The following is a 22,930-nucleotide window of genomic DNA, read 5'->3' as shown; positions in this document are numbered from 1 at the left end:
CCAGGTGCCCTGACATGACCCGACCACTCCTGGTCCGACTCCATCGAGCCGGTCCATGGTTCTGCAGTACCGCGATCCTCCTCTTCGTCGCGCTCTCCCCCGTCATCTTCGTCACCGCCTCCGGTGACCAGTGGTTCTGGCCGTGGATCCTCGCCGGCGTACCCGTCGTCGCCCTCACCCTGTGGCTCACCGCGATGGCCTATGACACCGCTCCCGCACAAGCCCCCGCCGAAGCGTCACTCCCGTCGGCCGAAGCGTCAGGCGCGCAGGCCGAAGCGTCACGTACGTCGGCCGACGCGTCACCTGATGACGTCTCGGCCGACGTAGCTGACGTCTCGACCGACGTACCTGACGTCTCGACCGACGTACCCGACGTCTCGACCGACGTACCTGACGTCTCGGCCGACGCGCCTGACCTCTCGGCTGGGAGGGGTGGGGAGGCCGGGATGCGGGTGGCGGTGCTGTCGCTGTCTCGCAAGGTGCAGGCGTCGGCGCACCGGATCCAGGAGGAGTCGACGCGGATGGTGGCGAAGTTCCCGGCCGAGCCGGACGTGCTCGAGGCGGGGATGCGGGTCGACCACGCGGCGGCGCAGCAGGCGCGGCTGGCGCAGAGCATAGCCACGCTGTGCGGGGAGCAGCCCGGGCAGCACTGGCGTGACCCGCTCGCGATCGCCGACGTCGTACGCGGCGCGGCCGGCCGGATCACGGCCTACCGCAGGGTCCGGGTCGAGGGTGACCCGCCGGTCGCGGTCCAGGGTGCGTACGTCGAGCCGCTGATCCACCTCGTGGCCGAGCTCCTGGCCAATGCGACCCAGTCGTCGCCGCCGGCGACGGAGGTGCTGGTCACGATCCGTTCCGTACGCCGCGGAGCGGCCCTCGAGATCGACGACGCGGGCGTCGGCATGGACGAGACCAACCTGGCCTGGATGCGTGAGATCGCCTCGGGCACCCGACAGGTTCGCCTGCACGACCTCGGCGAGATCCCGCAGACCGGACTGGCGGTGGTCGGCACCTACGTACGCCGGCACGGGTTCCGTGTCGACCTGACCGAGTCCGTCCACGGCGGCCTGCGGGTCGCCGTGCTCGTTCCCGAGGCGATGACCACCCCGCTGAGCCCGGCCGCGCTCGAGCCGGTCGCGCCGCGTACGCCGACCTCGACCCCCGTCCCCGCCGCGCTCCTGTCGAGGGCGCCGAAGGCGCCGTCCCCGTCGACGCCCCCGCCGGCGGCCTGGCCCGTGCACAGCACCCCGAGCGCCCCCGATCCCGTTCCCGACCGCGAGCAGAGCCAGCAGCGCGAGCCGTCGCTGTTCACCTCCGACGGCCTGCCGCAGCGCCGCTCGAAGCGCGGCCAGCGCTTCGCGACCGGACAGCAGCTCGCGGCGAGCCAGCCCGTCCCGGCACGCCCCGAGCCGACCGCCGAGCAGGCGGGCGCCTGGATGGGCAGCTTCCTCAGCACCCCGGCCACACCCGCGGCCGGCACGACCATCCCGCATCAGGCCGTCGGCCCCGAGAACGGCAGCACCGCCGCGGAGACCGATTCCGCATCCGAGAACCACTGGAGGAACCATGACCGATGAGAACAGCTGGATGCTGGAGCTGGTCGCGGGAGTACGCGGCGTACGTCATGTCGTGGTCCTCTCCGCCGACGGGCTCGTCCGGGTCCGCACGAGCCACACCCCGCGTGAAGAGGCCGACAAGCTGGCCGCGGCGTGCGCCGGCCTGACCTCGCTCGGGCACGGGATCAGCCGCCAGTTCGGCGCCGACGCCCACCCTCGTCAGGTGATGGTCGAGTTCAACGGCGGCTTCCTGTTCATCCGTGGCGCCGGCGACGGCTCCCGTCTCGCGGTCGTCACCGAGATGAGCATCGACCCGGCGCTGGTCGCCCAGCAGATGCAGGCGACCGTCCTGATGCTCGGAGAGCGCGCGATGAGCACCCCGAGACGTTCGATCTGAGCCGACCCGAGCCGATGCCCGACGCTTCTGACGACTACGTCGACCACCCGATCCGGTCCTATGTCCGGACGGGTGGTCGTGCCCGGCCGACCCATCGGCTGACGCCGGCGACGCTGCTGATCGGCCACACCAGCCCGGCGGCCACGGACTCGTCGGTGGGCCGTCAGGAGCGCGAGGTCCTCTCCCAGTGCCTCGGCGTGATCTCCATGGCCGAGATGGCCGTCCATCTCGGCCAGCCGGTCAGCGTCTTGGCAGTGATCGCCTCGGACATGATCGACGCCGGCCTGATCGGCGTACGTCCCGACAGCGACGCCGCCGCCGGCCCGTCCCGCGAAACCCTCCAGAAGGTCCTGCATGCTCTCAACCACCTCTGAGCCCACCCCTGGCGACAGCCACTATCTGGCGCCCACGGTCGTCGAGTCGGTCAAGATCCTGGTGGTCGGCTCCTTCGGAGTCGGCAAGACCACCCTGATCGGCTCGGTCAGCGAGATCGAGCCGCTGCGCACCGAGGAGACGATCACCCAGGCCAGCGAGGGGATCGACGAGGTCGCGGCGACCCCGGAGAAGACGACGACCACGGTCGCGATGGACTTCGGCCGGATCACGCTGACCGACGAGATCGCGCTCTACCTGTTCGGCACCCCGGGGCAGCGCCGCTTCTGGGATCTGTGGTCCGGCCTCGCCGAGGGCGCCGCCGGTGCCCTCGTCCTGGTCGACACCCGCCGGCTGGAGGACTCCTTCGAGGTGCTGGACCAGCTCGAGACGCGTACGTCCCTGCCGTTCGTGGTCGCGATCAACCAGTTCCCGGGCGCGCCGAACTACGAGCCCGACCAGATCCGCACGGCGCTCGACCTCGACGACGAGACCCCGATCGTGGTGTGCAACGCCAAGAACCGCAACGCCTGCGTCCGAGCACTCGCCGCGCTCGTGCGCCATGCCCTGAAGACGCACTGACCCCCGATCCACGACCGACAGGCACTCCTCGCGATGACTCCCACCCGCACCGTACGTCTCGCCGATCTCACCGACCTCGTCCAGGCGCCCGAGACCGTCGGGCCTCGGGCAAGAGAGGTGCACCAACGGCTTCGGGCCGAGTGGGGCCCGGTGGCTCCCGGCGAGCTCTCCCCCGGCGTACGCCTCTGGTTCGCGATGGGCTATGCCGAGTTCAGCGAGGTCATCCGGAACGAGGACGTCTTCTCCCGCAACGGCGACAACTGGAGCGCGGTCCAGGAGGGCAAGATCCTGCCGGACATGCCGATCTATCCCTTCGTGACCACTCGGCAGAACTCCTTCCACAACGACGGCGAGCTCCGGCGGCGGCTGCGCTCGCCGGTCGACCGGGCGCTCTCGCGTGTCGACGAGCACGGCTACGCCGCGAAGGTACGCAGCATCTGCAACGACCTCGTCGACGACATGCTCGAGCGCGGCGAGGCCGATCTGGTCCAGGACTACGCGGTCCTGATCCCGCTGCTGTCGGTCGCCGCGATGTTCGGCATGGGCCATGAGGTCGGCGACTCGATGCGCAAGGCCGCCCACAAGGTCCTCGGTGGCGGCCAGCTCGCCCAGGAGGGCGTCATCGAGCTGGCCGTGGAGATCGTCGACCACATCGCCAAGCGCCGCAGGGAGCCCCAGGACGACGTCACCTCGCACCTGATCGACGACCCCGGCCTGTGGGACGACAACGAGGTCATGGAGGCGATGATCGTGATGATCATCGCCGGCAACGAGCTGACCATCGCGACCATCACCCAGACCCTGCTGCTGATGCTCTCCGACGAGCGTTTCGCCGGCCGGCTGCGCGGGGGCCGCCTCGACGTCGACCAGGCGATCGAGGAGGTCATGTGGCGCGACCCTCCCTGCTACAACATCACCCCGCGGTTCGCGCTGCGCGACGTCGAGCTCGGCGGTCAGCTGATCCGTAAGGGCGATGCCGTGGTGCCATGCATCGCGGCCGCCAACGTGGATCCGCTGATGACCGGCGGCGACCCGTGGCTGGAGATCGGCAACCGCGCCCACATGTCGTGGAGCGCCGGGCCCCACTCCTGCCCCGCCCAGCGGCCGGGCACGATCATCGTCCAAGCGGCCGTACGCACCGTTCTGGAGCGCCTGCCCGAGGTCTCCCTCGCGGTGCCGGCCGACCAGGTCGAGCGCAACACCGACTCGCTCTCCTACCGCTACCCGACCTCGATGCCGGTGACGTTCGTCCGAACGCTGACCTGACCGCTACGCGAGCGAGACCAGGTCGGCGTACTCCTCGTTCCACAGGTCCTCGACGCCGTCGGGGAGGATGAGCACCTTGTCGGGCTCCAGAGCGTGCACGGCGCCCTCGTCGTGGGTGACCAGCACGATCGCGCCCTCGTAGCGGCGGATCGCGTTGAGCACCTCCTCGCGGGAGGCCGGGTCGAGGTTGTTGGTGGGCTCGTCGAGCAGGAGCACGTTGGCGGCGGAGACGACCAGGGAGGCCAGGGCCAGCCGGGTCTTCTCCCCACCGGAGAGCACCCCGGCGGGCTTGTGCACGTCGTCGCCGGTGAAGAGGAACGCACCCAGCACGGTGCGCGCCTCGGTGTCGGTGAGCTGCGGCGCCGAGGACTGCATGTTCTCCAGCACCGACCGCTTGGTGTCGAGGGTCTCGTGCTCCTGGGCGTAGTAGCCGACCTTCAGCCCGTGGCCCGGCACGACCTCGCCGGTGTCGGGCTGGTCGACGCCGGCCAGGATCCGCAGCATCGTGGTCTTGCCGGCACCGTTGAGCCCGAGGATGACCACCCGGGTTCCTCGGTCGATCGCCAGGTCGACGGCGGTGAAGACCTCGAGCGCGCCGTACGACTTGGAGAGGTCGTTGGCGGTGAGCGGGGTCTTGCCGGAGGGCGCGGGCGAGGGGAACTTGATCGCCGCGACCTTCTCCTGCTTCCGCTCCCCCTCGACACCGGCCATGATCTTCTCTGCGCGCTTGAGCATGCTCTGCGCCGCCGTCGCCTTGGTGGCCTTGGCGCGCATCTTGTTGGCCTGGTCGGTGAGCGTCTTGGCCTTGTTCTGCGCGTTCATCAGCTCACGCTTGCGGCGCGCCTCGTCGGTCTCGCGCTGCACGAGGTACTGCTTCCACGGCATGTTGTAGATGTCGATCACCTCGCGGTTGGCGTCGAGGTGGAAGACCTTGTTGACCGTCTGGGCGAGCAGATCGTTGTCGTGGGAGATCACGATGAAGCCGCCCTTGTAGGACTTCATCCAGTCGCGCAGCCAGATGATCGAGTCGGCGTCGAGGTGGTTGGTCGGCTCGTCGAGGATCAGCACCTCGGCCGACGAGAAGAGGATGCGCGCCAGCTCGACGCGTCTCCTCTGGCCGCCCGACAACGTCTTGAGCGGCTGGGTCATGATCCGGTCCGGGATGCCGAGTGACTGGGCGATCTGCAGGGCCTCGGTCTCGGCCGCGTAGCCACCGCCCGCGTCGAGCTCGTCGTGGGCGCGCTGGTAGCGCTTCATCGCCTTCTCGCGCACGTTCGGATCCTCGGAGCCCATCTCCTCCTCGGCGATCCGCATGCGGCGTACGGCATCGTCGAGGCCGCGCGCGGACAGGATCCGGTCCTTGGCGATCACCTCGGGGTCGCCGACCCGCGGGTCCTGGGGCAGATAGCCGATCTCACCGGTGTTGGACACCGTTCCGGAGGCGGGCAGGTGGTCGCCGGCGAGCACCTTCGTCAGAGTCGTCTTCCCAGCGCCGTTGCGGCCTACGAGCCCGACCTTGTCGCCGGGTCCGACTCGGAATGTGACGTTCTCCATCAAAAGTCTGGCGCCGACGCGGACTTCTAGGTCATGGGCAGTGATCATCTCCGTCACTAGTGTATGGGCGGGGCACTCGGTCCCACACATCACCACCTCCAGGGGGACAAGATGCGGTTCAACCCGAAGGCCAGACTCGACACCAGCCGGACCTCCGGCGGTGGCGGTGGCGGGTTCGGTGGTGGAGGTGGCGGCCGGATCCCGATCCCCGGTGGCAAGGCGAGCGGCGGGATCGGCACCGTCATCGTGCTGCTGCTCTTCTTCCTCATCACCCAGTGCACCGGCGTCGGCCCGCAGGTCCTCGGCGACAGCGGAGGCACGAGCTCGGTGGGCACCGGCACCTTCGGCGGCCTGCAGGCGGCCGACGGCGGCGAGACCGGCGACTTCGGGTCGTGCCAGACCGGCGAGGACGCCAACAACGATGAGAACTGCGCCTTCGTCGCCCTCGAGAACTCGATGACCGGCTACTGGGACTCCCAGCGCGACCTCTCCGGCCGGTTCCAGCCCGAGCAGGCGGTCGTGATCTTCTCCGACCAGGTCCAGACCGGCGGCTGCGGCTCCGCGTCGAGCTCCGTCGGCCCGTTCTACTGCCCGGCCGACCAGACGATCTACCTCGACCCGACGTTCTTCGACTCCATCTTCGAGCAGCTCGGCGGGCAGGACACCACCTTCGTACGCGCCTACGTGCTCGCCCACGAGTACGGCCACCACATCCAGAACCTGCTCGGCACCATGGGCCAGGTGCGCACTCAGCAGGGTCCCGAGTCCGACGCCGTACGCCTGGAGCTGCAGGCCGACTGCTACGCCGGTATGTGGACCGCAGCTGCCGAGGGCGACGGGTTCATCGTCGACATCTCGGATCAGGACATCACCGAGGGCATCGATGCCGCCAAGACCGTCGGCGACGACCACATCCAGTCCCGGACCACCGGCCGCGTCGACACCTCGCAGTACACCCACGGTTCCTCCGAGCAGCGGATCGCCTGGTTCCGGAAGGGCATGACCACCCCTGACTCGATCGCCGGCTGCGACACGTTCAAGGCTCGGGATCTCGACAACCCGTAACCGTCCTGGCCCCCGCTACATCTCGAGCAGCGCCTCGACCAGCGGTGCCTGCTTCTGCAGGGTCCGCAGGTGCGGCGCGACGGCGGGGTGGCGGAACTTCGCGAGCAGCGGTCCCTCCCCCGGCTTGATCCGGCTCAGCGCCCACTCGGCGCGGCTCAGCGCGGTGTAGACCGCGCTGATCTGCGCACCGAGCGTCACCTCCTCGCGGGTTGCGACGCCGGCAGGCAGCCCCAGGACGTACGCCTCCAGCAGCGGTTCGAACGACTCCCGGGCGTGCAGCAGGTACAGCCCGAGGTCACCGCCGACAGGACCGTGGTCCAGGCTCGACCAGTCGATCGCGATCAGCCGCTCGCCGTCGTCGGTGCGGCCGAGAAGGTTCTGCGGCGCGGGGTCGCCGTGCTGGGCGACCTGGGGCAGCTCGTCGAGGAGGTTGGTGAAGCGCCCGCGCCGCTCCCAGAGGGTGTGGGCGATGTCCGCGGCGGTCGTACGCATCATCGTCGGCCAGCCGCCGTTGTACTCCACCCGCGCGATCCGGTCGCGGAACTGGTCGCGCGCCAGCCAGCGCGCTTCGCCCAGGTCCGCGCCGGCGAAGCGGCCCATGGAGAGCGCTGCGAAGAGCCCGGAGTTGGCGGCGTCCTCGACCCATTCGCTGGTCAGGGTGATGCCCTCGTCGTCCTCGGCGACGCTCGTACGCGCGCCGATCATGCCCGGGGAGTCGTCGACGAGTCCCGAGGTCGCGACGTCGGCCGCCCGTCGCCAGTAGGCGAAGTGACGGCGGCGGCTCAGCTCGGCCGGATCGTACGTCCCCGGCTGCCCGAGCCGCTTGACCACGACCGGCTCCTGGTCCTCGCCCACAGCAGTGCGCCAGACCCCCAGCGTGGAGGGTCCGGTGCCGCCGGGGAGGACGAGCCACCCTGGGTCGGGCTGCCACATGCTTGCCAAAGTAGCGCATCCTCGCAGGTCGCAACGGCACTCACCGCCGGGAGGCGACGACGGGATGCTGAGTTTGATCCTGGGGCCGATATGGTTGAGCCGATGTCCGAGACTGACTACTGCGAGCTGTGTGACCTGCCGAAGTCACAGTGCATCCATGGGCGGCCCCCGGCCCCGCCCGCTCCAGCTCCGCCCGCGAAGAGGGCAGCGAAGCCGACAACCCGGGTACGCAAGACCACGACGAGCTCGACGGCTGCCGCGCCGAAGGTCGTCACCAAGTCCGCTCCCCGCAAGTGGACCCCGCCTGCCGCCTTCGCGCCGCTCATCCTGGAGATCCTCGAGACCGCCGGCGGATCGATGTCTGCCGACGACGTTCTCGACGAGCTCGAGAGCCAGCTGACTGACAGCCTCCTCCCGGGCGACTTCGAGACCACCCCGGAAGGCGAGCTCCGCTGGCGCTACGCGGCACGCCGTGCCCGTCAGACACTGCTGACCGACGGCCTGATGGTCAAGGGTTCGCCAGGAGTCTGGCAGCTCCCCTGACCCGTCAGCCGTCGGCGTTGAGGACCTCGATCCGCGCCTTCTGCGCCTCCTCGATCGCCTGATCGAGCACCGCGCGGTTGGGGTCCTGCACGGCCAGCCACGGTCCGGTCACCTCGAGGGAGGCCAGCCGCCGGTCCGCGAGCACGTCGTCGACACCGCCGTGGTCGCCGCCCGTGACGAGCGGGCCTCGCAGCCCGTCGAGGATCCGGGCCGCGTGCTCGGCCGCCGCCTCGTACGCAGCACTGGCCTGGTTGGCGCGGCGCCGGGCGAAGCGCTGCTGGCTCCAGCCGCCCGCCTTGGTCTTCCCCTGGACGTGCCGCCGCCCGATCTTGTGGCCAGCGATCTCGCCGCCGCTCATCCGAGCGATCGCGAAGCCGCCCTTGCGCACCAGCAGCAGGCCCCAGTCCCGCGGCGGAGCCGAGGCGGCGATGAACGCCTCGACAGCGGCCGGCCCGGCGTACGACTTCTCGAACGGCAGCGCCGCGATGAACGAGGACCCGTCGGCCGCGGCACCGGTCAGCGCGCCGGAGTCGACCCCGAGCCGGGTCTCGCCGTGGCGCGCGGCGAAGTTGTCGACCCACCGCTGGATCCGAGCGACCGGGACGGCGACGTTGGGCATGTCCGTACGCTACCGGTCCAGGCCGCGCAGCAGACGAGGTGGCGCAATGTGGCGATAGGCGTCCTCGCAGATCTCGGCCACCTCGTCCCAGTCGACGTCGCCATCGAGCCGCATGCCGACCCAGCCACGCCCACCGACGTAGGGAGGCACGAAGAAGCGCTCGGGATCGTCACCGACGACCTCGGCCTGCACCCCCGCCGCGGCGGCCGCCCACAGATGCGGCTCGTCGCGCCCGTGATGTCCCTGCGGCCACAGCATCACGAACTGCTTCTTCACGAAGAACCCGGGCGCGCCGTGGGTGACCCGCTCGGCGCTCTCCGGGAACCCGAGGCAGATCTCACGGACCCGCTCGGTCAGCTCGGTCGGTGTCATCCGCCCACACCCGGGTTCCGGATCAGTCCGGCTTCGGCCAGACGAGCTCGAACTGCTCCATCACGACCGGCATGTCCTCGCTGAACTCGTGGTCGGGACCGGCGAACTCGGTGAAGAAGCGTTCGTGGACCTCGCGCCAGTACTCGAGCGACAGGTCGCCCTCGCCCTCCAGTCGGGCGAACTCCGCCGGGACGTCCCGGAACGGGGCGACGTCGACCTGGGTGGTGGCGATGAGGGCTCGTGGATGACCGGAGCCGTCGAGGATGATGCTCATGCCACCCACGGTCGGGAACGGCTCGTCTCCGCTCTCGAAGTCCCACTGCGCAGTGGCCGTCGCCGTCTTCACCCCTTCGAGAACGAGCTCGAGCAGCCCGTCTGCCTCTTCCGGCGTCCCGCCGAACGCCCACGCCGGTGGCTGCAACGCTTCCAGCGGGGACGCACCGAAGTAGCCCGGCGCGGCGCTGAGATGGGCGTGATGCTTCACGTCCTCCCAGAACGCAGCAACCTCTGCCTCTTGCTCAGGGTTGTCGGGAACCATGACGGCGTCGTCGCTCATAGGCGACACTCAACCACAGTTGGCGCTAGCCGTGCCGGGACTCGGCGGAGGTACGCGGCGTGGCTGTTCGCGCGCTCACCAGACGGGCTCGGGCGCGCCAGCCGAGGCCGGTGTAGAGAGGCTCGCCCATCTCGCTGGCGACCAGAAGGCCATGCATGGCACCGGCCTCTCGGGCGGCCGAGACGAGCAGGCTCATCACCGCGCCGCCGAGACCACGGCGCCGGTGCTCGGGCTCGGTCTGGATCCGGTCGGCGACGGCGTCGGCACCGATGACGGCGATCCGCCCGCGGGCCGCGACATCCTCGCCCACGCGCACCGTCACGGTGATGAGGCCGCCGTCGCGATCCACCTCGGCGCGATAGCCCTCCGGAAGCCGCCGGAACGCGTGGTCGGCGAGCTGGATCGACATCAGCGCCTCCTCGCCATCGTTGGCGACCAGGCCGGCCTCGACGAACCAAGGGCGTACGCCCGGGGGCGACTCGGTCACCACCGACAACCACGCCTCGGGCGTGTCCCGGGCGGTGTCGACGAGCTTGGCGAGCGTGTCCGCGTCGTCGGTCGCCACCCACTCGACCCGGCGTCCCGGCTCCCCCACCTCCACGCGTACGCCTCCGGGCACCGCCGCAGGGCGGGGGAAGCCCCGGGCGTAGGCCCAGCCGCGGGCCCATCGGGAGACCAAGTCCGCAAGGTCGGTGTCCGCCGCGGCAGCGGACAGTGCGGCCTGACGGCCGCGGTACCACTCCCCCAGCACCGTCGCGACCAGCACGGCGACGGCCAGGCCGAACGCCAGCGGATCCAGGGTGAACAACCCGATCACCGCGAGGCCCACCGCGGCGACGTACCCGAACCAGATCCGACCAGGAGCCTCCACGTCCGGGGAGCCTACCCGGGTCAGCCGATCCGCTCCCGCAACGTCGCCACCCCTGGTCCGTCGAGATCCGCCAGAGCGACCGAACGTCCGGAGAGAGCCATCGCCAGGGCCTCACTGGGACCGGCGACCTCCTCGCTCGAGCCGTCCGCCGCCGTCCAGGACCAGTCCTGGTCGGTCGCGCGCAGCGCGAGCCCGTCGAGCCGGCCGGCCGGGACCACCCCGAGCGAGGCCTGCTTGGTCGGCAGCCAGTCGAGCACCGCGCGCCAGTCCTCGAGCGGGACGTCGGTGTCGAGACCGAGCGGCCGGGCGCAGTCACGCAGGTGGATGCAGTGGTCGGTGAACTGCCCCATCGGACCGACGCCGGGCGCCGGCACCCGCTTGGTGGCGTACGTCCTCAGCAGCCCGGTCAGCTCGGCCACCGGCCGCCGCGCCTGCTCCTCGGCGATCGCGGCCGAGGCCCGGTCGATAGAGCCTCGGGCCAGCAGCGTGCGCCACAGCAGCCGCCCGATCCCGACCGAGAACGGCATCGCGCTGTGGCCCAGCACCTCCCTCACCGTCCAGGCCGAGCAGAGGCTCTGTGTCTCCAGCTGGGACTCGTCGAGGCCGTCGAAGAAGTCGGCGAGCAGGCGGCGGTTGGCTGCGGTGCGGGCGGCTACGTCCATGACTCCATCGTGTCAGGCCGCGGCCTCCGCGACAGGCTCCACCACCGGCTTCGTCCCGGCGTACACGTCCCGGTCGATCTCATCCGCGCCGTGCGCCACCAGCAGAGCGACCATGGTGTCCCCGTTCACGTTGAGGAAGGTCCGCAGGATGCCGGTGAACCAGTCCACCGCGATGAGCAGCCCGGCGGCCTCGATGGGCAGGTCCAGGGACGTGGCCAGGAAGATGGCGACGACCGGGAACCCGCCGGGCACCGTGATCGTGCCGATGTTGAGCAGCACCGCGAGCGCCATCCCGAGCGCGATGTCGCCCGGGGAGAGCGAGACGCCGGAGGCCTGGGCGAGGAAGAGCACCACGATCGTGTAGTTGAGCACCGCGCCGCACGAGCCCATCGTCATCCCCAGGCAGAGCGTGAAGTCCGCGACCCGCTTCGAGATCCCGAACTTCTCGACAGCGTTCTTCAGCACCGTCGGGAAGGTGACCGCCGACGAGGTCGTGGTGACGGCCACGACGGTCTGCTCGGCGAGCTTCGCGGGCAGGCGCAGCGGGTTGAGCCGGGTGACGGCGACGACCACGACGACGTAGAGGACGGAGATGATCACCACGCCGGCCAGGGTCGTGCCGAGGTAGGCGAGCGCGGTGGTGACCACCCCGAAGCCGACGCGGCCGGCGAGGTCGGCGAGGAGGCAGAAGACGCCGATCGGCGCCAGGAACATGACGTACCTGATCATCAGCAGGACGATCGCCTGGATCTGCTCGAAGAAGGTGAGCACGACGGTCGGGCCGTTCATCGCGGTGTAGCGGTTGAGCGCGAGACCGAAGATCAGGGCGAAGACGATGATCGGCACCATCGCGCCGGTGGCCATCGCCTCGACCACGTTGGTGGAGACGAAGCCGGTCACGGTCTGCTGCCAGCCGACCGCGGTCGCCGCGGCCGAGTCGGTCAGAGTCGGGTCGAGGTCCCCGTCATAGCGCATCCCCACTCCCGGCTCGATCAGCTCCGCCAGCCCCCAGCCGACGAAGGCGGCGACCACCGCGAAACCCAGCATCCAGCCGAAAGTCGCCCCGGCCAGCCTGCCGGCGCCCGCCCCGGTCATTGCACCCGTCGCGACGATCACCGACGAGGCGACCAGCGGGACGATCGACATCTGGATCAGCCGGATGAAGATGTCACCGACGAACTTGAGGTTCGCCGCCCACTCTCCCACCACCAGGCCGAAGACGATGCCGGCGACGGCACCGGCGAGGATCAGGACGGCTGGGGACTTCAAGACCTTCATCGGGTCTCCTAAGCGTCGGGGACGTGGATCCCGGACGCTAACGAGGCCGCGTACGCCGCCGGTTAAGCCGTCGTCACCGACACGTTTCCCCGCGACAAACCAGTGGTCCCGGCTGGGGCGAGGTGAATACCATTGATGTCATGCGCGAGACCACGATCTGCAAGCACCTGGGCCGACCGGTCCAGGACGTGGAGTTTGCGCGCTCGGAGCCGCAACGAACGTAGGTGCTCACCGCATCCACCAGGGCCGCTCCGATCGAATCGGAGGCGGCCCTTTCTCATGTCCAGCAGCATCACCAGGAGGTGAACGAGATGGAGATCATCACACTCTTCGGAGAGGGCAACAGCTCGAAGACCTACGAGCTGACGCTGAAGCACCCGACTCCCCGGACCGACGAGTGGGCCTGCGTGGGCGAGGACCCGGAGCTCTTTCATCCCGAGGACCTCACCCAGCTCGCCGAGGCGCAGCAGGTCTGCGCCGACTGCCCGATGCGGCAGACCTGCCTCGAGCTCGGCACCGCCCGGCGGGAGTGGGGAGTCTGGGGCGGTGTGCTCCTGGAGAACGGCAAACCGCGAGACACCCCCAGAACCCCCGGACGAAAGCCCTACAAGCGCAGCCAGGAAGCGATCGCGCGCGCCCGCCGCGTCGCCTGAGATGACGTGGGAGTCCTGAGGTCACCCAGTGACCTCAGGACTCCCATGGCACAGCGGCCTCACGGACTACTCCGGTCCGGACAAGAGGGGCCGCGTCGTCGGCCACTGTGCGAGATCCGCCTCGAGCAGCGCCGGGTCGCGCCGCGACGGGACCTCGTCGAGGATCTCCAGTCGGATGATCCGCTCGATACGGAACCCACGGATCGCATCACGGAGTCGGCACCACCCGGTGAGCAGCCACGTGTCAGCGGCGCGGAGCAGACCCATGGTCTCGACCTCACGGACGGTCGTGCTGGAGAGGTCCGGGGCTCCGTCGGCATTCTCGCCCACGTAGGTGAGTCGCACCACGCGGCGTGCGGCGATCGCGTCGGAGAGTATCCCGAGCGGCACGGAGCCCTCCGTGGGAGGGACTGCGTCGATGACGTGCATCGTTCCGAGCAGATCCTGCACGGGCGCGCGATGCGCCTCGTCCATGACGGCAGCGATCTTGGCGCGTGCGCGGCGAGCAGCACCTTGGTACGGCGAGGACTCGAGCAGCGCGAGACCGGCGAGCACCGCCACCGACTCGGCAGCGGAAAGGTTCAGCGGCGGCAGCGAGTACTCACGGAGGATCGAGTATCCGCCCGCGGCACCGTGGTCCGCGTAGATGGGGACCCCGGCCTGCTGGAGTGACCCGATATCGCGTTCGATCGTCCGTGAGGACACACCGAACTCGTGAGCGAGCCGAGCGGCGGACCAGGGACGCCGCGCTCCGCGAAGCAGGTCGACCAGGGCATATTGTCGCTCGGCTCGCTTCATACTTCCTATTCTCCCGGCAGCCGGCGGAGTCGGGTGGGATGCATCAGCTCCGCATGCTCCTCTGGCCGCCCACGGACCAGACGCGGTGGACCCGACCGTCGCCATCGAAGTCGAAGACGTCCACGCCGCCTGCCTGCTGACCGTTCGCGTCGACATCCCAGAGCAGCCGGCCGTGGTCGCCGTCGATGGCATCGGCGATGTTCGTGAACACGACACCCGGGTTCTGCTCGTGCCACCAGTCGAGGTATCGCGCGAAGTCTTCCGAGGTGCGGATGTCGTCCGCAGGTGTCGACCCGTCGGGCTCGGTCACGGCGAAGTGGATCCGGAAGTCGTCCGCGCAGATCTCTCGTGCGATGTCACCGTCGGTGTTCCACATCGTCAGCCATAGGTCGAGCGCATGTCGGGCAGCCGAACCGGGCGTGATCGTGGGGTTCGTGTTGTCAGTCATGTGTCCACTCTCGGACGATGACGCGACAACGGTATGTCGGTGTTCCCGAAGCGATCGCGCCGCAAGCGCACCAACACCCCGTCAGATGCTCGGGCGGGCGGCCGCTGACTCGCGACCGCCCGCCCGTGACACCTTCGAGGAAGAGATCAGACGTTGAACCCGAGAGCGCGCAGCATCTCGCGGCCGTCGGGGGTGATCTTGTCCGGGCCCCACGGCGGCATCCAGACCCAGTTGATGTGCACGTCGTTGACCATGCCCTCCAAGGCCTGCGAGGTCTGGTCCTGGATGACGTCGGTCAGCGGGCAGGCCGCCGAGGTCAGCGTCATGTCGATGACCACGTTGGAATGGTCCTCGATGTGCAGACCGTAGATCAGGCCCAGGTCGACGACGTTGATGCCGAGCTCGGGGTCGACGACATCCTTCATCGCCTCCTCGACGTCCTCGATCTTCAGGCTCGCACCCTCGACCGTGGACGTACGCATCCCCTGCCACTCGGGCGCCTCGTGACCGTGCCCATGCCCGTGGCCGGAGTGGTCATGGCCGGAGTGGTCATGGCCGGAGTGGTCATGACCCGCATGGTCGTGACCCGCGTGATCGTGCTCAGTGTGGTCGGTCTCAGTCATCAGTTCTCCTCGGCGACAGTCTTCGCGGCGGCGTCTTTCCAGGCCATCCACGACAGCAGCGCGCACTTGATCCGGGCGGGGAACTTGGCGACGCCGGCGAAGGCGATGCCGTCCTCCAGAATGTCCTCGTCGGGCTCCACCTGGCCCTTGCCCTGCATCAGCCGCAGGAACTCCTCGTGGATCACCATCGCCTCGTCCACCGTCTTGCCCACGACCAGGTCGTTGAGCACGGAGGCCGAGGCCTGCGAGATCGAGCAGCCGAGGGCGTCGTAGGAGATGTCCTCGATCTTGCCGCCGTCGACGTGGAGCCGCAGGGTGATCTCGTCACCGCAGGTCGGGTTGACGTGGTGAACCTCCGCCTCGAAGGGGTCGCGAAGACCCTTCCCGTGCGGGTTCTTGTAGTGGTCCAGGATGATCTCCTGGTACATGCTCTCGAGGTTCGCGGCAGTCATCACTTGTCCAACTTGAAGAACGTGCGTACGTATTCCAACCCCTCGACCAGCGCGTCGATCTCGGCGGGCGTGGTGTAGAGGTAGGAGGACATCCGGTTGGAGGCCTGGACGCCGAACCGCTGGTGGGCGGGCTTGGCGCAGTGGTGGCCGGCGCGGATGGCGACGCCCTTGGAGTCGAGCACCTGGGCCACGTCGTGCGGGTGCACGCCGTCGAGCTCGAAGGCGATCGCGCCGCCGCGCTTGGCGGCGTCGGCCGGGCCGAGCACGGTCACACCCGGGACGGTGGCGAGACGCTCCAGCGCGTAGGCCGTGATCGCCTGCTCATGGGCGTGGACGTTCTCCATCCCGACGTGCATGAGGTATTCCAGCGCCGCACCGAGACCCACGGCCTCGGCGATCGGCGGGGTGCCGGCCTCGAACTTGTGCGGGATCGGCGCGTAGGTCGACTTCTCCATCGTCACCGTCGCGATCATCTCGCCGCCACCGAGGAACGGCGGCAGCGCCTCGAGCGCGGCACGCCGGCCCCACAGGACGCCGATGCCGGTCGGGCCGACGACCTTGTGGCCGGTGAAGGCGAGGAAGTCGGGACGCTCCGCCTCGGCCATGCCGGCCAGGTCGATCGGCAGCACCGGGGCGGCCTGCGCGGCGTCGACGACGACCAGCGCACCGACCTCGTGGGCCTTCCGGGCGATCTCGGCGATCGGGTTGATCGTGCCGAGCATGTTGGAGACCCAGGTCAGCGCGACGATCTTGGTCGCCGGCGTGATCAGCTCGTCGATGTTCGACAGGTCGAGCTCACCGGAGTCGGTGAGTCCGAACCACTTCAACGTCGCACCCGCGCGCTGCGTGGCGAGCTGCCACGGAACGATGTTGGAGTGGTGCTCCATCTCGGTGGTCACGACCACGTCGCCGGCGGCCAGCGGCACGGTGTTGGCGACCAGGTTGAGCGCCTCGGAGGCGTTCTTGGTGAAGATCACCTCGTCGCGCTCGGGCGCGCCGAGGAAGCGCGCGACGGTGTCGCGCGCCCCCTCGAACGCCTCGGTCGCCTCGGCACCCAGGTGGTGCATCGCCCGAGCGATGTTGGCGTTGTGCCGCTCCAGGTGATCGACCATGGTGTCGATCACGATCTGCGGCTTCTGCGAGGTGTTGGCGCTGTCGAGGTAGACCAGCGGGGTCTCGCCGCCGTCGAAGGTGCGCTCCAGGATCGGGAAGTCCTTGCGGACCAGATCCAGGTCGGGCAGCAGACCCTTCATGTCAGACCCCTGCCGCGACGTACTTCTCGTAGCCGTTGGCCTCCAGCTCCTCGGCCAGGTCCGGGCCACCCGACTCCGCGATCCGGCCGGCCACGAAGACGTGCACGTGGTCAGGCTTGATGTAGCGCAGGATGCGGGTGTAGTGGGTGATCAGCAGGACCGACTTGCCGTCGCGGGCGCGGAAGTCGTTGATCCCCTCGGAGACGACCTTGAGCGCGTCGATGTCGAGGCCGGAGTCGATCTCGTCGAGCAGCGCGACGGCCGGGTCGAGGATGTCGAGCTGGGCGATCTCGTGGCGCTTCTTCTCGCCACCGGAGAAGCCCTCGTTGACCGACCGCTGCGAGAAGGTCGGGTCCAGGTGCATCTTGTTCATCGCACCGTTGACATCCTTGACCCACGTACGCAGCTTGGGGGCCTCGCCGTCCAGCGCCGTCTTCGCGGTGCGGAGGAAGTTGGCCACGCTCACGCCGGGAACCTCGACGGGGTACTGCATCGCCAGGAACAGCCCGGCCTTGGCGCGCTCGTCGACCGACATCTCCAGGACGTCCTCACCGTCGAGGGTGACGGTGCCGCCGGTGATGGTGTACTTCGGGTGGCCGGCGATCGAGTAGGCAAGCGTCGACTTGCCCGAGCCGTTGGGGCCCATGATCGCGTGGGTCTCGCCGGAGTTGATCGTCAGGGTCACGCCCTTGAGGATCTCCTTGGCACCGTCCTCGGTGTTCACCGAGACCGTGAGGTCCTTGATCTCAAGCGTGCTCATGCGGTTGCGTCCTTCTCGATAAGGGTGTTGATGTTCTTGGCGAGCTCGGCCTCGACCGTGCCGGTCAGCTTCTCCTCGAGCTCGGGGACACCGATCTGACGGATCAGGTCGTTGAAGAAGCCGTGCACGACCAGGCGCTTCGCCTCGGTCTCGGAGATGCCGCGGCTCTGCAGGTAGAAGAGCTGCTCGTCGTCGAACCGGCCGATCGCCGACGCGTGACCCGCGCCCTCGATCTCGCCGGTCTCGATCTCCAGGTTGGGCACGGAGTCGGCCCAGGCACCGTCGGTGAGGATGAGGTTGCGGTTCTCCTCGTACGTCTCGATGCCCTCGGCCTCCTTGCGGATCAGCACGTTGCCGATCCAGACCGCGTGGGCCTTCTCGCCCTGCAGCGCGCCCTTGTAGATCACGTTGGACTTGGTCTTCGGGGCGGTGTGGTCGACGAAGAGACGGTGCTCGATGTGCTGACCGGCGTCGGCGAAGTAGAGGCCGAGCGACTCCACGGAGCCGCCGGGGCCGGAGTACTCCGCCGAGAAGTCGTGACGCACCACGTCGCCGCCGAAGCTCACCGAGACGTGCTTGAGGTTGGCGTCGCGGCCGACCTTGGCGTGCTGGGTGGAGAGGTGGACGGCGTCGTCGGCCCAGTCCTGGACGGAGACGACGGTGAGGTCGGCGCCGTCCTCGACGACGATCTCGATGTTGTCGGCGACGACGGCAGAGCCCTCGAAGACCAGCACGACGGTCGCCTTGGCGAACTTCTCCGCCACGATCACCGCGTGACCGGCGCCGGCGGTCTCCGAGCCGGTGCCGTGGTGGCGGATCACGGTCGCGCCCTCGACGACGGTGTCGGTCGGGATCCGCACGACGGTCGCGCCGGTGCTGGCCGCCCAGGCCCGCGCCGAGACACGGTCGGTCGGGACCAGGCCCGAGCTGCCGCGTACGTCATCGTCGGCCGCGACGGTCTCGACGGTCACGCCCGTGGCCGCCTCGACCTCCACCTTGGTCGCACCGTCGGCGAACGGGGCGGCGTCGTGGATGCCCTTGAGGCGCTTGAGCGGGGTGAACCGCCAGATCTCCTCGCGACCCTTCGGCACCTCGTGCGCCCCGACGTCGAAAGAGCCTTCCGGGTGGAGGTGGGACTCGACCTTGTCGAGCTCCAGGGCCTCCTGCACAGCTGCGGTCATCAGCCGACCGCTCCTTCCATCTGCAGTTCGATCAGGCGGTTGAGCTCGAGGGCGTACTCCATCGGGAGCTCCTTGGCGATCGGCTCGACGAAGCCTCGCACGATCATCGCCATCGCCTCGTCCTCGGCCATGCCGCGGGACATCAGGTAGAACAGCTGGTCGTCGGAGACCTTCGAGACCGAGGCCTCGTGACCCATCGAGACGTCGTCCTCGCGGATGTCGACGTAGGGGTAGGTGTCCGAACGCGAGATCTGGTCGACCAGGAGCGCGTCGCAGAGCACGTTGGACTTCGAGCCGTGCGCGCCCTCGTTGATCTGGATCAGGCCGCGGTAGGAGGTGCGGCCACCGCCACGCGCAACGCTCTTCGACAGGATCGACGAGGAGGTGTTCGGGGCGGCGTGCACCATCTTGGCGCCCGCGTCCTGGTGCTGGCCCTCGCCGGCGAAGGCGATGGAGAGCGTCTCGCCCTTGGCGTGCTCACCCATCAGGTAGACCGCCGGGTACTTCATGGTCACCTTGGAGCCGATGTTGCCGTCGACCCACTCCATGGTCGCGCCCTCCTCGCAGGTGGCGCGCTTGGTGACCAGGTTGTAGACGTTGTTCGACCAGTTCTGGATGGTCGTGTAGCGAACGCGGGCGTTCTTCTTCACGATGATCTCGACGACCGCGGAGTGCAGCGAGTCGGACTGGTAGATCGGCGCGGTGCAGCCCTCGACGTAGTGAACGTAGGAGCCCTCGTCGGCGATGATCAGGGTGCGCTCGAACTGGCCCATGTTCTCGGTGTTGATCCGGAAGTAGGCCTGCAGCGGGATGTCGACGTGGACGCCCTTGGGCACGTAGATGAAGGAGCCACCCGACCACACGGCGGTGTTCAGCGCGGCGAACTTGTTGTCGCCGACCGGGATCACCGTGCCGAAGTACTCCTGGAAGATCTCCGGGTGCTCCTTGAGCGCGGTGTCGGTGTCGAGGAAGAGCACGCCCTGGGCCTCGAGGTCCTCGCGGATCGAGTGGTAGACGACCTCCGACTCGTACTGCGCGGCGACACCGGCGACCAGGCGCTGCTTCTCCGCCTCCGGGATGCCGAGCCGGTCGTAGGTGTTCTTGATGTCCTCGGGCAGGTCCTCCCACGAGGTGGCCTGCTTCTCCGACGAGCGCACGAAGTACTTGATGTTGTCGAAGTCGATGTCCGAGAGGTCGGAGCCCCAGGTGGGCATCGGCTTGCGGCCGAAGAGCTTGAGGCCCTTCAGGCGCAGGTCGAGCATCCACTGCGGCTCAGACTTCTTGCCGGAGATGTCGCGGACGATGGCGTCGTTGAGACCGCGCTGTGCCGCAGCACCGGCGACGTCCGAGTCGGACCAGCCGAACTCGTACTTGCCGATGCCCTTCAGCTCGGGGTTGAGCTCCTCGATGGAGGTCATGTCGTGACCTGCTCCTTCTTCTTCGAAACTTCGCCGGGACCGGAGGATCCAGGAGGGATGTGCGTCGTGCAGACTCCGTCGCCGTGGGCGATGGTGGCCAAGCGTTGTACGTGGGTGCCGAGCAGCTTCGCGATCGCCTCTGTCTCCGCCTCGCAGAGCTCGGGGAACTCCTGGGCGACGTGGGCGACCGGGCAGTGCTGCTGGCACAGCTGCTCACCTGCGTCATGGCCGTTGATCAGCGGCAGCTCCCTGACGGAGGCCGCATAGCCGTTGGCCGTGAACACATTCGCAAGCACCTGCGCGGGGCTGAGATCCGTCTCGCCGGCGGCGATCCGGTCCAGCCCCTGCTTGATGAACGCCGCGCGGCGCTCCGCGAATTCCCGCACGGCCTCTTCGCCCGCCACCTCGGAGAGGAACCGCAGCGCCTCGACCGCCAGGTCGTCGTACTTCTTCTCGAAGCCGTCCCTACCCTGGTCGGTGAGCGCGAAGAGCTTGGCCGGGCGGCCCCGCCCACGCGTGGACGCGGTGCGCGGCTGACGCTGCTCCACCGCCTCCTCCTCGGCCAGCGCGTCCAGATGGCGCCTGACCGCGGCCGGGGTGAGATCGAGCCGCTTGGCCAGCGTCGCAGCGGTCTGCGGGCCGTCGACGAGCAGCGACCGAGCGACCCGCTGGCGGGTGCTCTCCTCGCTGGTCTCTGCAGGCTGCAGAGTGCTCTCGTCGAATTTCACAACACCATTGTGACGTTATTCCCCCAGCGCATTCAACGAAGGCAACCCTTACTTGCGCGGACAGCAGGGAGCGACGTGTCCAACCCCACACCCACGACTCTTTCGAGTCAGCCCTCGCTGCGGCCCGGCAACAACGTTCGTACGTCGACCTCGACCGACCCGTGCTCACCGACGGTCATGGTGCCGGTCGGATGCTCGTGGTCGAGTACGGCCTGCGAGACCCAGCCACCGTCGACCAGGTCGAAGACCTCCAGCCGTCGCTGCATCGGGTCGAGGATCCAGTAGTGCTCGACTCCTGCGCCGGCGTATTCGTGGGCTTTCGTGACCAGGTCCTGACCCTGCGTGCTCGGCGAGAGCACCTCGGCCACGAGCACGGGCGGGTCGATGATCGTGTCGCCGTCAGGCTCATTCGCGACCAAGGCTACGTCGGGAAGCCTGATCCGGTTGCCGGGCATGCTTGTGAACGACTCGGTCGCGCCGATCAGTCCTGGGAGTGCGGTGGCGAGCAGCACCGACAACTGGAACTGACCCTTGCCGTGGCCGAACGTCGGCGGGCTCACCGGCCACACCGCCCAGCCGTTGACCCACTCCGCATGCAGGTCCTCCGGGAGGGCCCGCCACTCCTCCAGCGACATCCGCTTCCGGCGCATGCCCGCAATGGACAGCTCAGCCTCAGCCGATGACATGGCACCTCCCCGCCTCGCGTGATCACGATCAACTCCCCCCATGATGCCTTGATCACGACGCCGAGGGAATGAGCGCACGACCAGCGCCTCCGTAGATCCTCACCACCCGCGCCCGCTGCGCAGGTCGTCCGGCAGGTCCACCTTCGGCTGGTCGACGACCCAGGCCCGGAACTCGTCTATCTGCTCTTGATAGGCAAGCGGAGGGTAGGTGCTCCAATCCTTGACGCCCGGCCAGAGCATCTCCACCTCGACGTCGTTGTCGCGAACGGTGATCGCGTAGAGCTCACGGTTGTCGCGGCGCGATCCGACGACCATGCCATTGATGACGTGGTCGCAGGTGAACGCCTCGAACCCTGCGCGGCCCTGCACCTCGGCGCCGTAGACCAAGAACGTCGACATGAGGAACTTCAGCCACGAAATCATGTGATTGGCCTTGTCTCCACCGTCGTAGCTGAGACAGCAGCCGGTCGGGCAGGCCGTCCAGTTCGACCAGCCGCGTGGCCCCCGCTCAAGGAGTTCCAACTGCGCGGCTTCCCAATCGTCGTCACGCCTAAGCCCGGTGACATGGCGGTCGACGAATATCGAACCCGAGATCCTGTCGATCAGCGTCCGCTCACTCTCGTTCAGTTCAGGTAGCACCTGCAGGTATCCGATGAAGTCAGTCTGATATCCCATGAACGACACCCTCGGCATCGATGCACGCCCAGGCAATGCCGTTCTTCCGACCTGTGGATAACCCCGTCACGAGCGACGCCTGTGGACACGTGGTGGCCCATTGCCGGGGACTGATGATCGCGCGCGAACCGATGGCCGGACGGAGGGCGGACTGAGTCGTCACCTCCCGGCCGACTGGCGCGATCAGCCCGTCGGCATCCCGTCAAGGGTCGGGGAGGCGAGGGCGGCGACGCCGACGTAGACGGCGTCGGGCGGTAGCCAGCGGGTGCCGCGGTCGGAGCGCAGGACCGTGCGACCGCGTTCGAGGTCGAAGATGCCGACCCGGATACGGCCGCCGGAGCGTACGACCGCCACCTCACCGCGCTTGGGTCGGCGGGGGTTGATCACGAGGTCGGAGCCGGGCGGGAGGCCTCGCGAGGTGAGGTGGGCGCCGACAAGACGGTGGACCAGCGTCTCGTCCTGAGGTGCCGGCGCAGGTGCCCGCCGCGCGGGCGTGGGCAGAGCACCCGGAACGACGTCAAACGGCAGCGGTACGTCGCGTCGGGACGCGCCGCCAGTCGATCTCATGTTCGAAAGCGTACCCGTCCGCGACGGCCCGCGGAACCGGGGAACGAGGACTCGTCATGCGC

28 protein-coding genes are annotated in these 22,930 nt (G+C 68.8%); 8 read left to right on the top strand and 20 right to left on the bottom strand.

Features of this window, described 5'->3' with window-relative positions:
• Positions 1–14 precede the first annotated feature (14 nt).
• The 5 genes from ABT304_RS09905 to ABT304_RS09885 are packed head-to-tail and all read left to right on the top strand — an operon-like array spanning position 15 to position 4,173.
• Entirely contained in the window at positions 15–1,577 is a 1,563-nt protein-coding gene (locus ABT304_RS09905) for an ATP-binding protein (RefSeq protein WP_350714818.1), read from the top strand.
• Positions 1,567–1,953, top strand: coding sequence for a roadblock/LC7 domain-containing protein (locus ABT304_RS09900; RefSeq protein WP_160022665.1), 387 nt, complete (start codon positions 1,567–1,569; stop codon positions 1,951–1,953). Before ABT304_RS09905 ends, ABT304_RS09900 begins: the two co-directional genes overlap by 11 nt.
• A gap of 14 nt (positions 1,954–1,967) precedes the next feature.
• The gene (locus ABT304_RS09895; protein ID WP_160022663.1) at positions 1,968–2,327 is read left to right on the top strand and encodes a DUF742 domain-containing protein; all 360 of its coding nucleotides are present in this window, start codon (positions 1,968–1,970) and stop codon (positions 2,325–2,327) included.
• Positions 2,308–2,907 carry a GTP-binding protein gene (locus ABT304_RS09890; protein WP_160022661.1) on the top strand — a complete coding sequence of 200 codons (600 nt, stop codon included), beginning with the start codon at positions 2,308–2,310 and terminating at the stop codon, positions 2,905–2,907. The genes ABT304_RS09895 and ABT304_RS09890 overlap by 20 nt, the downstream gene beginning before the upstream one ends.
• Positions 2,908–2,940: 33 nt before the next feature.
• Entirely contained in the window at positions 2,941–4,173 is a 1,233-nt protein-coding gene (locus tag ABT304_RS09885) for a cytochrome P450 family protein (protein WP_160022659.1), read from the top strand.
• A 3-nt stretch (positions 4,174–4,176) separates the two neighbouring features.
• Here ABT304_RS09885 and ABT304_RS09880 read toward each other — a convergent pair whose 3' ends face one another.
• A complete protein-coding gene (locus tag ABT304_RS09880) occupies positions 4,177–5,775 on the bottom strand; it encodes an ABC-F family ATP-binding cassette domain-containing protein (RefSeq protein ID WP_160022657.1) in 1,599 nt (532 codons plus the stop codon).
• A 63-nt stretch (positions 5,776–5,838) separates the two neighbouring features.
• On the opposite strand from ABT304_RS09880, the gene ypfJ reads away from it, so the two are divergent.
• On the top strand, positions 5,839–6,792 hold the full coding sequence (ypfJ, locus tag ABT304_RS09875; RefSeq protein WP_350714816.1) for a KPN_02809 family neutral zinc metallopeptidase: 954 nt from the start codon (positions 5,839–5,841) through the stop codon (positions 6,790–6,792).
• A gap of 15 nt (positions 6,793–6,807) precedes the next feature.
• Here the strand turns inward: ypfJ and ABT304_RS09870 are convergent, their stop codons facing one another.
• Positions 6,808–7,725: a phosphotransferase gene (locus ABT304_RS09870; RefSeq protein ID WP_350714815.1), complete on the bottom strand. Its 918-nt coding sequence runs from the start codon at positions 7,723–7,725 to the stop codon at positions 6,808–6,810.
• 102 nt (positions 7,726–7,827) lie between these two features.
• On the opposite strand from ABT304_RS09870, the gene ABT304_RS09865 reads away from it, so the two are divergent.
• Positions 7,828–8,268, top strand: coding sequence for a hypothetical protein (locus ABT304_RS09865; RefSeq protein ID WP_350714813.1), 441 nt, complete (start codon positions 7,828–7,830; stop codon positions 8,266–8,268).
• A 4-nt stretch (positions 8,269–8,272) separates the two neighbouring features.
• Here the strand turns inward: ABT304_RS09865 and ABT304_RS09860 are convergent, their stop codons facing one another.
• From ABT304_RS09860 to ABT304_RS09835, 6 genes are read right to left on the bottom strand one after another with little or no spacing between them, the layout of a single operon-like run.
• On the bottom strand, positions 8,273–8,887 hold the full coding sequence (locus ABT304_RS09860) for an acVLRF1 family peptidyl-tRNA hydrolase (protein WP_350714811.1): 615 nt from the start codon (positions 8,885–8,887) through the stop codon (positions 8,273–8,275).
• A gap of 9 nt (positions 8,888–8,896) precedes the next feature.
• Positions 8,897–9,259 carry an MmcQ/YjbR family DNA-binding protein gene (locus tag ABT304_RS09855; RefSeq protein ID WP_350714809.1) on the bottom strand — a complete coding sequence of 121 codons (363 nt, stop codon included), beginning with the start codon at positions 9,257–9,259 and terminating at the stop codon, positions 8,897–8,899.
• A gap of 22 nt (positions 9,260–9,281) precedes the next feature.
• Positions 9,282–9,815 carry an ASCH domain-containing protein gene (locus tag ABT304_RS09850; RefSeq protein ID WP_160022645.1) on the bottom strand — a complete coding sequence of 178 codons (534 nt, stop codon included), beginning with the start codon at positions 9,813–9,815 and terminating at the stop codon, positions 9,282–9,284.
• A gap of 25 nt (positions 9,816–9,840) precedes the next feature.
• Complete coding sequence (locus tag ABT304_RS09845; RefSeq protein WP_350714807.1) at positions 9,841–10,686, bottom strand: GNAT family N-acetyltransferase; 846 nt, start codon at positions 10,684–10,686, stop codon at positions 9,841–9,843.
• A 20-nt stretch (positions 10,687–10,706) separates the two neighbouring features.
• A complete protein-coding gene (locus tag ABT304_RS09840) occupies positions 10,707–11,348 on the bottom strand; it encodes a maleylpyruvate isomerase family mycothiol-dependent enzyme (protein WP_350714805.1) in 642 nt (213 codons plus the stop codon).
• Positions 11,349–11,360: 12 nt separating this feature from the next.
• Positions 11,361–12,626 carry a dicarboxylate/amino acid:cation symporter gene (locus tag ABT304_RS09835; protein WP_350714804.1) on the bottom strand — a complete coding sequence of 422 codons (1,266 nt, stop codon included), beginning with the start codon at positions 12,624–12,626 and terminating at the stop codon, positions 11,361–11,363.
• 311 nt (positions 12,627–12,937) lie between these two features.
• On the opposite strand from ABT304_RS09835, the gene ABT304_RS09830 reads away from it, so the two are divergent.
• The gene (locus ABT304_RS09830; RefSeq protein WP_350714802.1) at positions 12,938–13,279 is read left to right on the top strand and encodes a WhiB family transcriptional regulator; all 342 of its coding nucleotides are present in this window, start codon (positions 12,938–12,940) and stop codon (positions 13,277–13,279) included.
• Positions 13,280–13,345: 66 nt separating this feature from the next.
• Here the strand turns inward: ABT304_RS09830 and ABT304_RS09825 are convergent, their stop codons facing one another.
• The 12 genes from ABT304_RS09825 to ABT304_RS09770 all read right to left on the bottom strand — a co-directional run bounded on the left by ABT304_RS09825 (position 13,346) and on the right by ABT304_RS09770 (position 22,868).
• Positions 13,346–14,077 (bottom strand): helix-turn-helix transcriptional regulator, encoded by a 732-nt coding sequence (locus ABT304_RS09825; RefSeq protein WP_350714800.1) that lies wholly within the window; start codon positions 14,075–14,077, stop codon positions 13,346–13,348.
• A gap of 43 nt (positions 14,078–14,120) precedes the next feature.
• Complete coding sequence (locus ABT304_RS09820) at positions 14,121–14,525, bottom strand: nuclear transport factor 2 family protein (RefSeq protein WP_350714798.1); 405 nt, start codon at positions 14,523–14,525, stop codon at positions 14,121–14,123.
• Positions 14,526–14,671: 146 nt separating this feature from the next.
• Positions 14,672–15,007, bottom strand: coding sequence for a metal-sulfur cluster assembly factor (locus ABT304_RS09815; protein ID WP_160028798.1), 336 nt, complete (start codon positions 15,005–15,007; stop codon positions 14,672–14,674).
• A 140-nt stretch (positions 15,008–15,147) separates the two neighbouring features.
• The gene (gene sufU / locus ABT304_RS09810; RefSeq protein ID WP_160022635.1) at positions 15,148–15,600 is read right to left on the bottom strand and encodes a Fe-S cluster assembly sulfur transfer protein SufU; all 453 of its coding nucleotides are present in this window, start codon (positions 15,598–15,600) and stop codon (positions 15,148–15,150) included.
• Positions 15,600–16,853 carry a cysteine desulfurase gene (locus ABT304_RS09805; RefSeq protein WP_350714796.1) on the bottom strand — a complete coding sequence of 418 codons (1,254 nt, stop codon included), beginning with the start codon at positions 16,851–16,853 and terminating at the stop codon, positions 15,600–15,602. Before ABT304_RS09805 ends, sufU begins: the two co-directional genes overlap by 1 nt.
• A gap of 1 nt (position 16,854) precedes the next feature.
• Positions 16,855–17,613: a Fe-S cluster assembly ATPase SufC gene (gene sufC / locus ABT304_RS09800; RefSeq protein WP_160022631.1), complete on the bottom strand. Its 759-nt coding sequence runs from the start codon at positions 17,611–17,613 to the stop codon at positions 16,855–16,857.
• Positions 17,610–18,794 carry a Fe-S cluster assembly protein SufD gene (gene sufD, locus ABT304_RS09795; RefSeq protein ID WP_350714794.1) on the bottom strand — a complete coding sequence of 395 codons (1,185 nt, stop codon included), beginning with the start codon at positions 18,792–18,794 and terminating at the stop codon, positions 17,610–17,612. The genes sufC and sufD overlap by 4 nt, the downstream gene beginning before the upstream one ends.
• A complete protein-coding gene (gene sufB, locus ABT304_RS09790) occupies positions 18,794–20,212 on the bottom strand; it encodes a Fe-S cluster assembly protein SufB (protein WP_160022627.1) in 1,419 nt (472 codons plus the stop codon). The genes sufD and sufB overlap by 1 nt, the downstream gene beginning before the upstream one ends.
• Positions 20,209–20,940, bottom strand: coding sequence for a helix-turn-helix transcriptional regulator (locus ABT304_RS09785; RefSeq protein WP_160022625.1), 732 nt, complete (start codon positions 20,938–20,940; stop codon positions 20,209–20,211). Before ABT304_RS09785 ends, sufB begins: the two co-directional genes overlap by 4 nt.
• A 107-nt stretch (positions 20,941–21,047) precedes the next feature.
• On the bottom strand, positions 21,048–21,626 hold the full coding sequence (locus ABT304_RS09780) for a Uma2 family endonuclease (RefSeq protein WP_350714793.1): 579 nt from the start codon (positions 21,624–21,626) through the stop codon (positions 21,048–21,050).
• A 99-nt stretch (positions 21,627–21,725) separates the two neighbouring features.
• The gene (locus tag ABT304_RS09775; RefSeq protein WP_350714791.1) at positions 21,726–22,301 is read right to left on the bottom strand and encodes a hypothetical protein; all 576 of its coding nucleotides are present in this window, start codon (positions 22,299–22,301) and stop codon (positions 21,726–21,728) included.
• A gap of 183 nt (positions 22,302–22,484) precedes the next feature.
• Complete coding sequence (locus tag ABT304_RS09770; protein WP_160022623.1) at positions 22,485–22,868, bottom strand: hypothetical protein; 384 nt, start codon at positions 22,866–22,868, stop codon at positions 22,485–22,487.
• Positions 22,869–22,930 lie beyond the last annotated feature (62 nt).

This window comes from Nocardioides sp. NPDC000445 (assembly GCF_040300245.1).
Lineage (GTDB): Bacteria > Actinomycetota > Actinomycetes > Propionibacteriales > Nocardioidaceae > Nocardioides.
Note: the sequence above shows the minus strand (reverse complement) of the source record. Positions and strands in the feature narration are given on the sequence as shown.

Coding starts and splice junctions, on each gene's coding strand:
- ABT304_RS09840 (WP_350714805.1), bottom strand. CDS start 11,348: ATGGACGTAGCCGCCCGCACCGCAGCCAACCGCCGCCTGCTCGCCGAC.
- ABT304_RS09770 (WP_160022623.1), bottom strand. CDS start 22,868: ATGAGATCGACTGGCGGCGCGTCCCGACGCGACGTACCGCTGCCGTTT.
- sufU (WP_160022635.1), bottom strand. CDS start 15,600: ATGACTGCCGCGAACCTCGAGAGCATGTACCAGGAGATCATCCTGGAC.
- sufB (WP_160022627.1), bottom strand. CDS start 20,212: ATGACCTCCATCGAGGAGCTCAACCCCGAGCTGAAGGGCATCGGCAAG.
- ABT304_RS09820 (WP_350714798.1), bottom strand. CDS start 14,525: ATGACTGACAACACGAACCCCACGATCACGCCCGGTTCGGCTGCCCGA.
- sufC (WP_160022631.1), bottom strand. CDS start 17,613: ATGAGCACGCTTGAGATCAAGGACCTCACGGTCTCGGTGAACACCGAG.
- ABT304_RS09855 (WP_350714809.1), bottom strand. CDS start 9,259: ATGACACCGACCGAGCTGACCGAGCGGGTCCGTGAGATCTGCCTCGGG.
- ABT304_RS09775 (WP_350714791.1), bottom strand. CDS start 22,301: ATGGGATATCAGACTGACTTCATCGGATACCTGCAGGTGCTACCTGAA.
- ABT304_RS09870 (WP_350714815.1), bottom strand. CDS start 7,725: ATGTGGCAGCCCGACCCAGGGTGGCTCGTCCTCCCCGGCGGCACCGGA.
- sufD (WP_350714794.1), bottom strand. CDS start 18,794: ATGACCGCAGCTGTGCAGGAGGCCCTGGAGCTCGACAAGGTCGAGTCC.
- ABT304_RS09825 (WP_350714800.1), bottom strand. CDS start 14,077: ATGAAGCGAGCCGAGCGACAATATGCCCTGGTCGACCTGCTTCGCGGA.
- ABT304_RS09900 (WP_160022665.1), top strand. CDS start 1,567: ATGACCGATGAGAACAGCTGGATGCTGGAGCTGGTCGCGGGAGTACGC.
- ABT304_RS09885 (WP_160022659.1), top strand. CDS start 2,941: ATGACTCCCACCCGCACCGTACGTCTCGCCGATCTCACCGACCTCGTC.
- ypfJ (WP_350714816.1), top strand. CDS start 5,839: ATGCGGTTCAACCCGAAGGCCAGACTCGACACCAGCCGGACCTCCGGC.
- ABT304_RS09905 (WP_350714818.1), top strand. CDS start 15: ATGACCCGACCACTCCTGGTCCGACTCCATCGAGCCGGTCCATGGTTC.
- ABT304_RS09830 (WP_350714802.1), top strand. CDS start 12,938: ATGGAGATCATCACACTCTTCGGAGAGGGCAACAGCTCGAAGACCTAC.
- ABT304_RS09880 (WP_160022657.1), bottom strand. CDS start 5,775: ATGATCACTGCCCATGACCTAGAAGTCCGCGTCGGCGCCAGACTTTTG.
- ABT304_RS09865 (WP_350714813.1), top strand. CDS start 7,828: ATGTCCGAGACTGACTACTGCGAGCTGTGTGACCTGCCGAAGTCACAG.
- ABT304_RS09895 (WP_160022663.1), top strand. CDS start 1,968: ATGCCCGACGCTTCTGACGACTACGTCGACCACCCGATCCGGTCCTAT.
- ABT304_RS09835 (WP_350714804.1), bottom strand. CDS start 12,626: ATGAAGGTCTTGAAGTCCCCAGCCGTCCTGATCCTCGCCGGTGCCGTC.
- ABT304_RS09805 (WP_350714796.1), bottom strand. CDS start 16,853: ATGAAGGGTCTGCTGCCCGACCTGGATCTGGTCCGCAAGGACTTCCCG.
- ABT304_RS09815 (WP_160028798.1), bottom strand. CDS start 15,007: ATGCGTACGTCCACGGTCGAGGGTGCGAGCCTGAAGATCGAGGACGTC.
- ABT304_RS09850 (WP_160022645.1), bottom strand. CDS start 9,815: ATGAGCGACGACGCCGTCATGGTTCCCGACAACCCTGAGCAAGAGGCA.
- ABT304_RS09860 (WP_350714811.1), bottom strand. CDS start 8,887: ATGCCCAACGTCGCCGTCCCGGTCGCTCGGATCCAGCGGTGGGTCGAC.
- ABT304_RS09780 (WP_350714793.1), bottom strand. CDS start 21,626: ATGTCATCGGCTGAGGCTGAGCTGTCCATTGCGGGCATGCGCCGGAAG.
- ABT304_RS09890 (WP_160022661.1), top strand. CDS start 2,308: ATGCTCTCAACCACCTCTGAGCCCACCCCTGGCGACAGCCACTATCTG.